At 69.7% G+C, this 14,309-nt stretch carries 14 protein-coding genes; 7 read left to right on the top strand and 7 right to left on the bottom strand.

The window, feature by feature from the left end; all coding sequences use genetic code 11:
- Positions 1-15: 15 nt before the first annotated feature.
- Complete coding sequence (gene dxs / locus IEZ03_RS01770) at positions 16-1,950, bottom strand: 1-deoxy-D-xylulose-5-phosphate synthase (RefSeq protein ID WP_184882726.1); 1,935 nt, start codon at positions 1,948-1,950, stop codon at positions 16-18.
- Positions 1,951-2,120: 170 nt separating this feature from the next.
- Between dxs and idi the strand changes: the two genes are divergently transcribed.
- The 6 genes from idi to IEZ03_RS01800 all read left to right on the top strand — a co-directional run bounded on the left by idi (position 2,121) and on the right by IEZ03_RS01800 (position 7,353).
- On the top strand, positions 2,121-2,714 hold the full coding sequence (idi, locus tag IEZ03_RS01775; protein ID WP_184882724.1) for an isopentenyl-diphosphate Delta-isomerase: 594 nt from the start codon (positions 2,121-2,123) through the stop codon (positions 2,712-2,714).
- 181 nt (positions 2,715-2,895) lie between these two features.
- The gene (locus tag IEZ03_RS01780; RefSeq protein WP_229807924.1) at positions 2,896-4,203 is read left to right on the top strand and encodes an ABC transporter substrate-binding protein; all 1,308 of its coding nucleotides are present in this window, start codon (positions 2,896-2,898) and stop codon (positions 4,201-4,203) included.
- Between the two features lie 23 nt (positions 4,204-4,226).
- On the top strand, positions 4,227-5,120 hold the full coding sequence (locus IEZ03_RS01785) for a carbohydrate ABC transporter permease (RefSeq protein WP_229807925.1): 894 nt from the start codon (positions 4,227-4,229) through the stop codon (positions 5,118-5,120).
- Positions 5,117-5,965 (top strand): carbohydrate ABC transporter permease, encoded by an 849-nt coding sequence (locus IEZ03_RS01790; RefSeq protein ID WP_184882722.1) that lies wholly within the window; start codon positions 5,117-5,119, stop codon positions 5,963-5,965. Before IEZ03_RS01785 ends, IEZ03_RS01790 begins: the two co-directional genes overlap by 4 nt.
- Before the next feature lie 255 nt (positions 5,966-6,220).
- Entirely contained in the window at positions 6,221-6,652 is a 432-nt protein-coding gene (locus tag IEZ03_RS01795) for an ASCH domain-containing protein (RefSeq protein WP_221480632.1), read from the top strand.
- A 92-nt stretch (positions 6,653-6,744) separates the two neighbouring features.
- Entirely contained in the window at positions 6,745-7,353 is a 609-nt protein-coding gene (locus IEZ03_RS01800) for a Uma2 family endonuclease (RefSeq protein WP_229807926.1), read from the top strand.
- Here IEZ03_RS01800 and mug read toward each other — a convergent pair.
- Genes mug through IEZ03_RS01815 form a run of 3 tightly spaced genes read right to left on the bottom strand, consistent with a single transcriptional unit; the run spans position 7,340 to position 9,593 of the window.
- Complete coding sequence (gene mug, locus IEZ03_RS01805; protein WP_184882716.1) at positions 7,340-7,900, bottom strand: G/U mismatch-specific DNA glycosylase; 561 nt, start codon at positions 7,898-7,900, stop codon at positions 7,340-7,342. The genes IEZ03_RS01800 and mug overlap by 14 nt on opposite strands.
- Entirely contained in the window at positions 7,900-8,619 is a 720-nt protein-coding gene (locus IEZ03_RS01810) for a sulfite exporter TauE/SafE family protein (RefSeq protein ID WP_184882714.1), read from the bottom strand. Before IEZ03_RS01810 ends, mug begins: the two co-directional genes overlap by 1 nt.
- Before the next feature lie 44 nt (positions 8,620-8,663).
- Positions 8,664-9,593 carry an aldo/keto reductase gene (locus IEZ03_RS01815; RefSeq protein ID WP_184882712.1) on the bottom strand — a complete coding sequence of 310 codons (930 nt, stop codon included), beginning with the start codon at positions 9,591-9,593 and terminating at the stop codon, positions 8,664-8,666.
- A 239-nt stretch (positions 9,594-9,832) separates the two neighbouring features.
- Between IEZ03_RS01815 and IEZ03_RS01820 the strand changes: the two genes are divergently transcribed.
- On the top strand, positions 9,833-10,162 hold the full coding sequence (locus IEZ03_RS01820) for a DUF397 domain-containing protein (RefSeq protein WP_229807927.1): 330 nt from the start codon (positions 9,833-9,835) through the stop codon (positions 10,160-10,162).
- An 87-nt stretch (positions 10,163-10,249) separates the two neighbouring features.
- Here the strand turns inward: IEZ03_RS01820 and IEZ03_RS01825 are convergent, their stop codons facing one another.
- The 3 genes from IEZ03_RS01825 to acnA form a co-directional block, all read right to left on the bottom strand.
- The gene (locus tag IEZ03_RS01825) at positions 10,250-10,678 is read right to left on the bottom strand and encodes a type II toxin-antitoxin system VapC family toxin (RefSeq protein WP_184882708.1); all 429 of its coding nucleotides are present in this window, start codon (positions 10,676-10,678) and stop codon (positions 10,250-10,252) included.
- The gene (locus tag IEZ03_RS01830; RefSeq protein WP_184882707.1) at positions 10,675-11,118 is read right to left on the bottom strand and encodes a hypothetical protein; all 444 of its coding nucleotides are present in this window, start codon (positions 11,116-11,118) and stop codon (positions 10,675-10,677) included. The genes IEZ03_RS01825 and IEZ03_RS01830 overlap by 4 nt, the downstream gene beginning before the upstream one ends.
- A gap of 141 nt (positions 11,119-11,259) precedes the next feature.
- Positions 11,260-14,025 (bottom strand): aconitate hydratase AcnA, encoded by a 2,766-nt coding sequence (gene acnA / locus IEZ03_RS01835; protein ID WP_308427943.1) that lies wholly within the window; start codon positions 14,023-14,025, stop codon positions 11,260-11,262.
- Between the last annotated feature and the right edge of the window lie 284 nt (positions 14,026-14,309).

Below are 14,309 nucleotides of genomic sequence, written 5' to 3' on the forward strand. Positions count from 1 at the left end.
CCGGGCCGGGCGACGCTAGCGGTCGGTGGCGTTGTCCGCCGACGGAAGGCGCTCCGCGCCCGACGCCAAGGACAGTGCAGTGGCGAACGCCGTGATGTCCCGGGCGAGGGCCTGGGGCGTGAGGCCGATGTCGGTGAGGATCTCGGCGCGTGCGGCGTGGTCGAGGAACTCCTGCGGGATGCCGAACGTCCGGACCGGCACGTCGACCTCGGCGTCGCGCAGGAGGCGGGCGACGGCGTCGCCGACGGCTCCGGTGCGGCCGTTGTCCTCGGCGACGGCGACGAGGGCGTGCTCCCGGGCGAGGTCGAGCAGCGCCGGGTCGAGCGGCTTCACCCACCGGGGGTCGACGACCGTGACGCCGATGCCCTGCGCGGCGACCAGTTCGGCGGCCTCGACCGCGGGCGACGCCATCGACCCCGCCGCGACCAGCAGGACGCGGGTGCCGTTGGAGCCGTCGTGGCGGGCCAGGACGTCCATCTCCCCCGCCTTGCCGACCGCCTCGATGTCGTCGGCGGCCGGGCCCTTCGGGTAGCGGATCGCGGTCGGGCCGTCGGAGACGGCGACGCACTCGCGCAGCAGCTCGCGCAGCCGGGCGCCGTCGCGCGGCACGGCGATGCGCATCCCGGGGACGAGCTGGAGGATCGACATGTCCCACATGCCGTTGTGGCTGGCGCCGTCGTCGCCGGTCACGCCGGAGCGGTCCAGCGCGAAGGTGACGGGCTGCCGGTGCAGCGCCGTGTCCATCAGGACCTGGTCGAACGCGCGGTTGAGGAACGTCGCGTACACCGCCACGACGGGGTGCAGGCCGCCCATCGCGAGCCCGGTCGCGGACGTGACCGCGTGCTGCTCGGCGATGCCCACGTCGAAGATGCGGTCGGGGAACGCCTCGGCGAACGGGGCCAGCCCGGTCGGGTACAGCATCGCGGCGGTGATGGCGACCACGTCGCGGCGCTCGCGCCCGATCGCGACCATCTCCTCGCCGAAGACCTTCGTCCAGGCGGGGCCGCCCTTCTTGCGGACGAAGGCGCCGGTGGCGGGGTCGAACGCGCCGCCGCCGTGCATGCAGTCCTCGGTGTCGTTCTCGGCCGGCGCGTAGCCGCGTCCCTTGGTCGTGATGCAGTGCACGATGACCGGCTGGCCGAACCCGCGGGCCCGGCGCAGCGCGCGCTCGACGGCGTCCTCGTCGTGCCCGTTGATGGGGCCGACGTACTTCATGCCGAGGTCCTCGAACATGGCCTGCGGCTGCAGGACGTCCTTGAGGCCCTTCTTGATGCCGTGCAGGGCCTCGTAGGTGATGTTCCCGACCACCGGGGTCCGGGGGACGGTCTTCTTGATGAGGTCGAGGGCGTGCTCGTACCCCTGGGTGACGCGGAGGTCGGCCAGGTGGGAGGCCAGGCCGCCGATCGTCGGGGAGTAGGAGCGGCCGTTGTCGTTGACCACGATGATCACGGGCCGGTCGGCGCCGCCCGCGATGTTGTTGAGCGCCTCCCAGCACATCCCGCCGGTCAGCGCGCCGTCGCCGACGACGGCCACCACGGCGCGGTCGGTCTCGCCGCGGAGCTGGAACGCCTTGGCGAACCCGTCGGCGTACGACAGGGCGGTGCTGGCGTGCGAGTTCTCGATGACGTCGTGCTCGGACTCGGCGCGGCTCGGGTAGCCCGACAGGCCGCCGCGCCTGCGCAGCAGCTCGAAGTCGTGCCGGCCGGTGAGCATCTTGTGGACGTACGCCTGGTGCCCCGTGTCGAACAGGATCTTGTCGTGCGGCGAGTCGAAGACCCGGTGCAGCGCGATCGTCAGCTCGACCGCGCCGAGGTTCGGGCCGAGGTGCCCGCCGGTCTTGGAGACCGCCTGGACGAGGAACTCGCGGATCTCCTCCGCGAGGCGAGGTAGCTGAGCGGCGTCCAGTCGCTTGAGGTCGTCGGGACCTGAGATCGACTCCAGCAAGCTCACTCGTTTCAACTCCTCCGTCGGGGATCGGATCTCCCCTGGCTCGGGCGCCGTTCCGAGTTTAATCCCGGTTCGCCCCCGGCGCGCCGCAGGCCGCCTGCCCCGCGGGTGTGAAAAGACTGACCCCGTGCGGGGGAACCGCCCCCGGTGCAGGGATGGGGTAGGAACAGAGTATGGGCGTCGAAGAGATTGTGCTGCTCAACGCGGACGACGAGGCGGTCGGGACCGCGCCGAAGGGCGCGAGCCATCACCGGGACACGCCGTATCACCTGGCTTTTTCGTGTTACGTCGTGGATACGGAGGGGCGCGTCCTGATCACTCAGCGCGCACTGGACAAGCGCACGTTCCCGGGAGTGTGGACGGGCAGCTGCTGCGGCCACCCCGGCCCCGGCGAGAACCTGCGGACGGCCGTCCTCCGGCGGCTGCGGGACGAGCTCGGCATGGACGAGGCGTCGCTCGCCTCCGTGTCGTTCACGTCCGTGCTGCCCGGGTTCCAGTACCGGGCCGTCGCCGAGGACGGGACGGTCGAGAACGAGCGCTGCCCCGTCCTGCGCGCCACCGTCCCGGCGAACGGGCCCGTCCGGCCGAACCCGGAGGAGGTGGAGCGCGCGGAGTGGTGGACGTGGGAGCGCTGCCTGGAACTGGTCGACCGCCCCCAGGCGTCGCCGTGGTACCGGCTCCAGCTCGCCGAGCTCGCACCCCTCGGCGCGCCGCTCGACTGGCCCGACGCGGGCGAGCGGGACCTGCCTCCCGCGGTCAGGTGGTAGACCAGCGGAGACCTTGCCGGAGACCCGGCCGGAGACGCCGCCGGAGCGCGTCGCCGAGGTGCGATTCGTCCCTTCCATGACACGCATCACCGCTTGATCACTTTTCCGTCCCCGGTGTTGACCGGTGCGCCTTTCCGAGCGGACGCTTGCTTCTCCCGGGGGGCAACCGAAGGGACGGACGATGCGAGTACGCGCTCCCAGGCACCGCCTCAAGGTGTTCGCGGCCGTAGCGATGACCGGCGCCCTCGCCCTGGCGGGCTGCGGCGCGAACGAGGACGACGGCTCCGACGACGACAAGTCCGAGGTCGAGGTCTTCTCATGGTGGACCGGTCCAGGCGAGGCCGACGGGCTCAAGGCGATGCAGGCCGACTTCGCGAAGAAGAACCCCGGCACCAAGTTCACCAACGCGGCCATCGCCGGCGGGTCGGGCACGCAGGCGAAGGCCGTCCTCGCGAGCCGCCTGCAGAACAACAAGCCGCCGGACTCGTTCCAGGGCCACGCGGGCGCCGAACTCCTCGACTACATCAAGGCCGGGCAGATCGAGCCGCTGGACGAGTTCTTCGCACGGAACAACCTCTACTCGGTCTACCCGAAGCAGCTCCTCGACCAGATCACCTACAAGGAGCACATCTACTCGGTCCCGGTGAACATCCACCGGTCGAACGTCCTGTGGTACAACCCGGGCATCCTGGAGGACGCCGGGATCGACGGCCCGCCCCAGTCGATCGCCGACTTCATCACCGCGCTGAAGGCCGTCGACGACAAGACCGACAAGGTCCCGCTGTCGCTCGGCGCGCAGTGGACCGCCGACCACCTGCTGGAGAACGTGCTGCTCGGCAGCCTCGGCACCGACGCCTACAACGCGCTGTGGGAGCCGGGCGCCGTCTGGGACACCCCGGCCGTCACCAAGGCACTGCACGAGTTCGGCCAGATCATGAGGTACACGACGCTGGAGGCCGCGTCCACCGACTGGCAGGGCGCCGCGAAGGCCGTCGTGGACGGCAAGGCCGCGTTCAACATCATGGGCGACTGGGCCTACGGCTACTTCGTCGGCGAGGCCCCCAACGGCCTCGGCAAGAAGCTCGACACCGACTTCAAGTACGCGCCGTCCCCGGGCACCGAGGGCACCTACATGTGGCTGTCGGACAGCTTCACCCTGCCCAAGAACGCACCGCACCGCGGCGGGGCGATCGCGTGGCTGAAGGAGGTGTCCAGCAAGGAGGGCCAGGACCTCTTCAACCCGAAGAAGGGCTCCATCCCCGCCCGCACCGATGGCGACAAGAGCCTCTACACGGGCTACCTGAAGTACGCGCTGGAGCGCTGGACCAGTCCCGACATCAAGCTCGCGGGCTCGTTCTGGCACGGCGTCACCGCCAACAACAAGTGGCACACCGACATCGACACCGCGGTGGGCCTCTTCCTGCAGAACAAGGACGTCGGCAAGCTCCAGCAGGGGCTGGTGAACGCGGCTAAGAACAGCGGACAGTGAAGACGGCGGACGGGACGCGTCCGGTGAGGTTCCGCCGCGGCCGGAAATGGCTGCCGGGGCTGCTGCTGGTCTCGCCGTCCATCGTCGCGATCGGGCTGTTCGTCTACGGGCTCATCTTCTGGAACACGCGGGTCGCGCTGAGCGGCAAGCACGACGAGGTGTCCGAGTACGGGTTCGACGGGGGCCGGAACTTCGTCGACCTGTGGGACCAGCCGAGCTGGCCGGGCGCCGTGCGGAACGCGCTCGTCTTCACGGCCGTGTTCGTCGCCGGCGCCCTGCTGCTCGGCGCGTTCCTCGCGTTCCTGATGGACAAGGGCGTCCGCGGCGAGGCGTCCTTCCGCATCGTCTACCTGTTCCCGATGGCGGTGTCCTTCATCGCGACGGGCGTCGTGTGGCGCTGGCTGATGAACCCGGCGCCGCCGGAGCGGGCGGTCGGCCTCAACCAGCTGTTCGACAAGCTCCACCTGGGGGCGCTCGCGAACGACTGGTGGCAGAACCCGGACTGGGGCATGGCGGCGATGGCGCTCCCGGCCGTCTGGCAGATGTCCGGATACGTCATGGCGCTGTACCTGGCCGGGTTCCGCAGCGTCCCCGAGGACCTGCGCGAGGCCGCGCGGGTGGACGGCGCGTCCGAGTTGCAGGTGTACCGGTACGTCGTGTTCCCGCAGCTCCGCCCGGTCACCCTCTCCGCGCTGATCATCCTCGGGCACATCTCGCTCAAGGTGTTCGACCTGATCATGGCGATCGCGGGCAAGCAGATCATCACCTACGTCCCGGCCGTCGCCACCTACGTCGAGATCTTCGACCGGCACGACCCCGCCAACGGCGCCACCATCGCCACGTACATGCTGGTCGCGGTGGCCGTGCTGGTGATCCCGTACCTGGTCTGGTCGGTCCGCTCGGAGCGCGTGCGATGACGGTCATGCGGGCCCCGGGCGGGATGTCGCGGACGGGGCGGACGGTGCGGCTGGCGATCCTGCTGGCGTTCGTCGTGCTGTTCCTCATCCCGGTGTACGTGCTGGTGGTGACGAGCTTCAAGCCGCTGGACGAGGCCGACCCGAGCAGCGCGTGGAGCCTGCCCGAGCGGTGGAGCACCTCCGGCTGGAGCGCGGCCTGGACGGAGCTGAAGGGCGGCCTGGCCAACAGCGTCAAGATCGCCGTCAGCGGGTCGATCATCTCGGCGGTGCTGGGCTCCCTGAACGGCTACGTCCTGTCCAAGTGGCGGTTCCCCGGCGCGGACGTCGTGTTCACGCTGTTCCTGTTCGGCATGTTCATCCCGTACCAGGCGGTGATGATCCCGCTGGCCGGGCTGCTGACGGACATCGAGCTGTCCGGGACGATCCGCGGCATCGTCCTCGCGCACGTCGTGTACGGCATCCCGATCTGCACGCTGATCTTCCGGAACTACTACGTCACGATCCCGGACGAGCTGATCGAGGCGGCCCGCGTCGACGGCGCCGGGATGCTGCGCGCGTACTGGTCGGTCGTGCTGCCCGTCTCGGGGCCGGCGTTCGCGGTGACGCTCATCTGGCAGTTCACCTCGATGTGGAACGACTTCCTGTTCGCGGTGTTCCTCGGCGCCCCGGACAGCTGGCCCGTGACGGTCATGCTGAACAACACCGCCGGGTCGGGCGCGGTCGCCGTCCAGTACAACGTGCAGATGGCGTCGGCGCTCCTGGCGTCCCTGCCGACGCTGCTGGTCTACCTGCTCCTCGGACGCTTCTTCATGCGGGGCCTGATGGCGGGGGCGCTGAAGGGCTGAACCGCACCGCACGTCAACCCGCACGCGTCCTCACGCGTCACAACGATGATCGGAGGAGATCCGCATGGGAAGCGACCGGCCTGAGCCTGGTCCCGTGACGGACGACGACCCGCTCACCCCGCCCGTTGGCGTATCCGCCGATATGCGCCTAGCCTCTCGGGCATCGTCGCGCGGCGCACCGGCGGCCCGGCAGGGCCGCGGCGAGCCCGCGGCGACGGGTCAGGGGCGAGCCATGGAGGTGACCGCGTGCAGGCGATGAGTGTTCAACAGCCCTGGGCGTTCGCGATCGCTCGCGGCGGCAAGACCGTCTCGAACCAGGGGCTGCCCGCCGCCTACCGCGGTCCGCTGCTGATCCACGCCTCCATGCGCGTCGACCTGAAGGCGTGCGACTCCCCGCTCGTCCAGGCCGCCGGCTGGGACCCGCGCGACCCGCTCGCCACCATCGGCGCCGTCATCGCCGTCGCCGACCTGGAGGACGTCTGCTCCGCCACCGTCCCCGGCGGCTCCTGCGACTGCGGCCCCTGGGCCGACCCGGGCTCCCACCACTGGCACCTCGGCGCCGTCCGCGCGCTGCCGCGCCCCATCGTGGCCATCGGCCACCCCGGCCTCTGGCAGCCGAAACCGTCCCTGGTCAACGAGGTGAACACGATGTTCGCCACCACCGCCGCCCTCAACAACACCACCTGAGAGTAAAGGATCCACTACCCTCGGACATGGAAATCGGGCGGGGTAACGTAGTCCCTGCGCTGGTCAGTCACACGACGGATGGGAGCAGGACCGTGAGCGTCGCACACGACCATGGCGGTTTTGGCCCGTACACGATGGACGACCTGCACGCCCGAGAGGACGAGGGCCGCGGCCTGGAACTCGAGGATGGGTGGCTGGTCGAGTTGTCGCCGAGTGCGCCCCACAATTGGGCGGCCATGCGGTTGCAGGAGATTTTCAATGCGGCCGCGGTGGATGCGGGTGCCACGGTGTTCGTCGCCGGGGGTGGTGAGTGGGAGATCAGCACGCCGGCGGGGATCCGGAAACCCGATGTGTTCATGGTGCCGAGAAGCGTGGCGCGGCGATCGATCGTGGATCGCGACCCGGCCGTCATCCCCGGCGGCGAACTGCTGGTGGTCGTCGAGGTCGTCTCTCCCGGCAGTGGCAGCGAGCGTACCGATCGGGTGCGCAAGTTGAAGGAGTACGCGGCACTCGGCATACCTCAGTACTGGCTCGTCGAATTCTCCCCGCATCCGAGAGTGCGGGTCTTCACCCTGGACGATGGCGCCGGCGCCTACCTATCCCATGCGGCGGCAGAAGCGGGTGAAGTGCTCAAGGTCGAGGTTCAGGCAGACTCGGCGTTCACCGTGACGTTCGACCCGGAAATCCTCACGGAGTTCTGAGTTCAGCGGCGGCTTCGCGGAGGCGGGCGAACTCTAGGGTAATGCGGTCCAGGGGCCAGGACGCGTTGAGGCCGCTCGGGTTGGGGAGGACCCATACGCGCGCGGGGCCGAAGGTTTCGTCCTGGGGGCCGATTTGGGCGCGGGGGCGGCCGTAGGCGGTGCGGTAGGCGGTGACGCCGGCGACCGCCAGGTAGGCCGGGCGGTGTTTCTCGACGAGGGCGGCGAGGCGTTGGCCGCCATCGCGGAGTTCTTCGGGGGTCAGCTCGTCGGCGCGTGCCGTGGTGCGGTGGGCCAGGTTGGTGATGCCGAGTCCGTAGGAGGGCAGGAGATCCTGCTCGGACGGGTGCAGCTGGCGGTCGGTGAAGCCGGAGCGGTGCAGGGCCGGCCAGAAGCGGTTGCCGGGGCGGGCGAAGTGGTGGCCCGTCGCGCCCGAGTAGAGGCCCGGGTTGATGCCGCTGAACAGGACGCGGAGCCTCCCCTCGGGAGGTAGGACGTCCGGGATGACGCGGTCGCGGGCGGCCTCCAGGTCGGCTTTCGAAGGGCGCATCAGATCAGGTTACGCACGATCAGCACGACCGCGGACGTCCCGACGACGATCAGCAGGGCCAGCCGGAGCCGCCCGGCGTCGAGGTAGCGGCGGAGCGGGCCGGAGAGCAGGAAGCCGGCGAGGACGAACGGGAGCAGCTCCAGGCCGGCGACGACCTGCCGGGCGGGCAGTTGCCCGGCGGCGGCGAGGGTGGCGAGGGACAGCAGCGCGCCGACGACGAAGAAGACCGCCAGGGTCGCGCGGACGGCGGGGCCGCTCTCCCGCTGGTAGAGCAGCGCGATCGGCGGGCCGCCGATTCCGGACGCGGTGCCGGTCGTGCCGGAGATGAGCCCGGCGGTGGAGAGCGTCCGCCGGTTGCGGGGCACCTCGCGCGACCAGCTCGTCGCGGCGAGGGCGGCGAGCACGATGAGGCCGATCATGATGCCGAGCGCGCGGTCCGGGACGACCGCCACCAGCCAGGCGCCGAGCGGCGTCCCGGCGAGGCGGCCGGCGAACGCCCAGCCGATCCCCCGCAGCTCGGCGTGCCGGAACTCCTGCGCGAGCGTCGCGACGGGCAGCACCAGCGCCATCACCAGGATCGAGCCGGGCATCAGGGACGGGAACAGCATCGTCACGACGGGGGTCGCGACAAGGCCGACGCCGAGGCCGACGCTGCCCTGCACGACCGCCCCGACAAGTGCCGCCAGCCCCCCGATGAGCAGAAACTCGAGATCCGGCACGCCAGGACGCTATATCTCGATATCTCCGGTCTGCGATTCGGCCATCACGCGGACGCCTCGGTGAGGCGTGCAAGCTGGTCGTCGGTCAGCGTGGTGCGGGCGGCGTCGATGAGGGGCGGGAGCTGGTCCATCGTGCGGGCGCTGGCGATGGGGGCGGCGACGGTCGGCTGCGCGGCGAGCCAGGCCAGGGCCACGGTCGCGACGGCGGTGTCCTGTTCCTCGGCGACGATGTCGAGCGCGGCCAGGACCCGGTTTCCGCGCTCGGTCTCCAGGTATCGAGCGGCCTTCTCCGCGCGCACGCTGTCCACGTTCGCGCCGGGACGGTACTTGCCCGTCAGGAAGCCCGACGCGAGGCCGTAGTAGGGGACGGCGGCGAGCCCGTAGCGTTCGGCGAGGTCGCGGCGGGGCCCCTCGTAGGTGTCCCGGGAGACGAGGTTGTAGTGGGGCTGGATGGCCGTGTACTGGGCCGTGCCCTCCCGCTCAGCGAACTCCAAGGACGCCTGGAGCCGGTCGATCTCGATGTTGGAGACCGCGATCTGCCGGACCTTGCCCTCGGTGACGAGCTCGTCCAGCGTCTTCATGATCTCCTCGACGGGGACGGACGGGTCGTCGAAGTGCGTGAAGTACAGGTCGATGCGGTCGGTGCGGAGCCGGCGGAGCGAGTCGTCCGCGGCGGCCCGGATGTTCGCCGGGGACAACCCGCGGCGCTCGGGGTGCCGGCCGACCTTCGTCGCGATGACGACGTCGTCGCGGTTGCCGCGCGTCTCCGTCCACTCCCCGATGATCGTCTCGGACTCGCCGCCCGAGTTGCCGGGCGCGGACGCCATGTAGGAGTCGGAGGTGTCGATGAAGTTGCCGCCCGCCGCGGCGTAGGCGTCGAGGATCTCGAACGAGCGCTCCTTCCCGGCGGTCCAGCCGAAGACGTTCCCGCCCATGCAGAGCGGGAAGACGTCCAGATCACCGATCTTGTTCATGCCAGCCTTCTCGTCTCGTCGGGGATACCAGGGGACCACTACCCAGGGCTCGCCCGCTGTCCCGCCTACGCCGTGATCGACCACGCGATCCCCTTCAGCCGACCGAAGGCCGCTCCGAGAGCCGACGAACGGCCTGGCGCGTGGCCTCGGGGTCGCTCGTTCACCTTGAAGGGCTCATGCCGAGGGAGCGCCGCCCAGACGGCCTTTCCTCCCTCGTTGAGCGGGCGGACGCCCCAGTCGTGCGCCAGTTCCGCGAGGAGCACCAGCCCCCGGCCGGAGACGGCGGCGTGGTCCTCCGGCCGGACGACCGGGCGCTCGTCTCCGGCGTCCACACCTCCACCACGGGACGGCCGTCGCGCTCGTCGCGGAACACCCGCACGACGATCGGCCCCTCCCCGTGCCGCCACGCGTTGGTGACCAGCTCGCAGACGACGAGCCGCCCCAAATGCGTCGAACTCGCGTCGGCTCCCGGAATTATCGCCGTCCGCGACTCCAAGAACCCCGACGGCCCCAAGATCCTCATGGGACGCGACAAATTCGCCGCCCTGGTGGGCCTCCTCAAGCACTGACTCCCCGAGACGCGAGAGTGCCCCGCACCCTTACGGGAGCGGGGCACTTCTGCGTAGCGGCGGGTTACTTGCTGATCTGCACCCTACTCACCGGTCGAGCTGCGGCCTGGTCACGCCGACCATCTCCACCAGCCCCTCAAGCCCTTTGAAGTCGTCGGGGTTGGTTGTGTAGAGCGGAAGATCATTCGCATGCGCCACCGCTGCGATCATCAGATCTTGAACCCGTCCACGAGGCTTCCGTCCGATTGCGAGGACCCCCGCGACCACTTGGGCAAAACTGTGGGCGGCGTCGTCATCGAACGGCAAGGGATCCCAGATAGCCTCGGCCTTGGCCAGCATCGCGATCCGCTCCGCTCGTTCCACCGGGTCGTCGGTGAAGTGGGGCGCCTGCGCCAGTTCCGCGATCGTGATCGCGCTGACCAGCATCCTTTCAGGAAGCTCCTCCGCATCGAGGTGCCGGTGAAGGATCACGATGTTCGTATCGACGAGCCCTTCTGGGTGTTGCCGGCCGCTCACCCTTGCGCCCGCTTGTAGGGATCGTCGGGCTCGATGTCGAAGCCGTCGTCAATATCTGCTCGGAATCGTTCCGGGTCCAGTGGCCGCAAGCCCTTGAACTCCGCCATGAACTCCGACGTCGGAACCGCACGTCTGCGGCGTCCTGCTGCGGGTCGCGTTGCGGACAAAGCGCTCAGAAGAAGCCCGCGCGAAGAAGGATCCGGGGCCAGATCATCCAACATGGCGCGGATCTGAAGCGTTTGCCGCCTTGCGTCGTCCGCAGCGGCCAAGCGCCCGAACCGCAATGCGGCGGTGACCAGTTCTGTGAGGGCTCCGGCCCCATGGACGCTCGCCAGAACCGTCTCTGCATCCGACCGCGTACCGAGCCTGTCGGCGACGGCGTCGAGCTCCTCGCGTTTGACGGTGACGGTGACTGTGACGTCGTCGTCGGTGGCAGTCATGCACCCTCCAGAGTGGTGTCCGTCAGTGTCCAGTCTAGGTGACGGGCAGTGCGACCTACCTGCTCGTTGGAGCGACGTGGGCGGGAGACGCGAGAGTGCCTCGCCCCTTCAGGGGCGAGGCACTCTCGGCGACCGGCTCGGTTACTTGCTGATGAGGTTGCGGAGGACGTACTGGAGGATGCCGCCGTGGCGGTAGTACTCCGCCTCGCCCGGGGTGTCGATGCGGACGACGGCGGTGAACTCCTTGCCGTCCGCCTTCACCGCGACCTCCTCGGGGACGCCGCCCTCGTTCATGGCGGTGACGCCGGTGATGTCGAAGGTCTCGGTGCCGGTGAGGCCGAGCGACTCGGCGGAGTCGCCGTCCTTGAACTGCAGCGGCAGCACGCCGAGGCCGATGAGGTTCGAGCGGTGGATGCGCTCGTAGGACTCGGCGATGACGGCGCGGACGCCGAGCAGCGCGGTGCCCTTGGCGGCCCAGTCGCGGGACGAGCCGGAGCCGTACTCCTTGCCGGCGATGACGACGAGCGGGGTGCCCTGCGCCGCGTAGTTCTGCGCCGCGTCGTAGATGAACGACTGCGGCGCCCCCTCCTGGGTGAAGTCGCGGGTGTAGCCGCCCTCGACGTCGTCCAGGAGCTGGTTGCGGAGCCGGATGTTGGCGAACGTCCCGCGGATCATGACCTCGTGGTTGCCGCGGCGCGAGCCGTAGGAGTTGAAGTCCTTGACCGCGACGCCGTTGTCCTGGAGGTACTGCGCGGCGGGCGTGCCGACCTTGATGGCGCCGGCCGGGGAGATGTGGTCGGTGGTGACCGAGTCGCCCAGCTTCGCCAGGACGCGGGCGTCGTGGATGTCGGTGACCGGCTCCGGCTCGGCGGTCATGCCGTCGAAGTAGGGGGCCTTGCGCACGTAGGTGGAGTCCGGGGCCCACTCGAACAGGTCGCCGGTCGGGATGTCCAGGTTGCGCCAGCGGTCGTCGCCCTTGAACACGTCGGCGTAGCTGCTGGTGAACATCTCCTGGCCGATGGACGACTCGACGATCTCGGCGATCTCCTCGTGCGAGGGCCAGAGGTCGCGCAGGTAGACCGGGCCGTCGGTGCCCTCGGCGATCGGGTCGTTGAGGATGTCGATGTCCATCGTCCCGGCGAGCGCGTAGGCGATGACCAGCGGCGGCGACGCCAGGTAGTTCATCTTCACGTCGGGGCTGATGCGGCCCTCGAAGTTGCGGTTGCCGGACAGCACCGCGGTGACCGCCAGGTCGTTGTCGTTGACGGCCTTGGAGATCTCCGGCTGCAGCGGGCCGGAGTTGCCGATGCAGGTGGTGCAGCCGTAGCCGACCAGGTTGAAGCCGATCTTGTCGAGGTACGGGGTGAGCCCGGCGCGCTCGTAGTAGTCGGTGACGACCTGGGATCCCGGCGCGAGGGACGTCTTCACCCACGGCTTGCGGTTCAGGCCCTTCTCGACGGCCTTCTTCGCCACCAGCGCCGCGCCGATCATCACGTACGGGTTGGACGTGTTGGTGCAGGACGTGATGGCGGCCATGGCGACGTGGCCGTGGTCGAGTTCGAAGCTCGTCCCGTCCTCGAGGGTGACGGGGACGCGCTTGTGCGGGCGGCCGGAGCCGTTCCGGTCGACCTGGCGCGGCTTGTCGCCCTTGGTGCCGTGGCTGATCGCCGGCGAGTCGGAGGCGGGGAAGCTCTCGTTGACCGCCTCGTCCGTCGCGCCCATGACGCTGGAGACGTAGCTGTGCACGTCGCGGCGCCAGGTCCGCTTGGCGTGCTCCACGGAGATGCGGTCCTGCGGGCGCTTCGGACCGGCCAGGGACGGGACGACCGTGGACAGGTCCAGCTCCAGGTGCTCGGAGAACTCGGGCTCCACGGACGGGTCGAGCCACAGGCCCTGCGCCTTGGCGTACGCCTCGACGAGGGCGACCTGCTCCTCGCTGCGCCCGGTCAGGCGCAGGTACTTCAGCGTCTCGTCGTCGATCGGGAAGGTCGCAGCCGTGGAGCCGAACTCGGGGCTCATGTTGCCGATCGTGGCGCGGTTCGCCACCGGCAGCGCCTGGACGCCCTCGCCGTAGAACTCGACGAACTTGCCGACGACCCCGTGCTGGCGCAGCATCTCGGTGATGGTGAGGACCAGGTCGGTCGCGGTGGTGCCCGCGGGCATCTCGCCGGTCAGCTTGAAGCCGACCACGCGCGGGATGAGCATCGAGATCGGCTGGCCGAGCATCGCGGCCTCCGCCTCGATGCCGCCGACGCCCCACCCGAGGACGCCGATGCCGTTCTGCATCGTCGTGTGCGAGTCGGTGCCGACGCAGGTGTCGGGGTAGGCGACGCCGTCGCGGTCGAACACCACGCGCGCGAGGTGCTCGATGTTGACCTGGTGGACGATGCCGGTGCCGGGCGGGACGACCTTGAACTCGTCGAACGCGGTCTGCCCCCAGCGGAGGAACTGGTAGCGCTCCCCGTTGCGCTCGTACTCCCGCTGGACGTTGCGCTCGAAGGCGTCCGGGGAGCCGAAGTAGTCGACGATGACGGAGTGGTCGATGACCATCTCGGCCGGCGCGAGCGGGTTGATGCTGCCCGGGTCCCCGCCGAGGTCGCGGACGGCCTCGCGCATCGTGGCGAGGTCCACCACGCACGGCACGCCGGTGAAGTCTTGCATGATCACCCGGGCCGGGGTGAACTGGATCTCCTTGCTCGGCTGCGCCTTCGGATCCCACTCCGCGAGCGCGCGGATGTGGTCGGCCGTGACGTTCGCGCCGTCCTCGGTGCGCAGGAGGTTCTCCAGGAGCACCTTCAGGCTGTACGGAAGACGGGCGGAGCCCTCGACCGCGTCCAGCCGATGGATGTCGTACGACTTGTCGCCTACCTGCAGCTTGTCAAGGCTGCCGAAGCTGTTCGAGGACACGGACTCCTCCTCCGTCACCACCGCGCGACCGGTCCGAATCATGCGCGCGCGGCGTTGTGTCTTGGTCTTCGTACGCCCGCCCGCGGCCGGTGCCCCGGGCGCGGCCCGGGCACGGCAGGCGGGTGCTCACCTACTTGATCCTGCCTTAGTCGGTGACCTGACCGGGAATCAGGTGCGCCTAACTTCGGCGGCTTTTTTCTCGATGTCAAGATACCTCTAATTTATCTCGATATCAAGCTACTTGCCCGCCCGCACGTGCCTCCCCTCCCCCGCTCCGGGGCCGC

The organism is Actinomadura livida, assembly GCF_014648675.1.
Lineage (GTDB): Bacteria > Actinomycetota > Actinomycetes > Streptosporangiales > Streptosporangiaceae > Spirillospora > Spirillospora livida.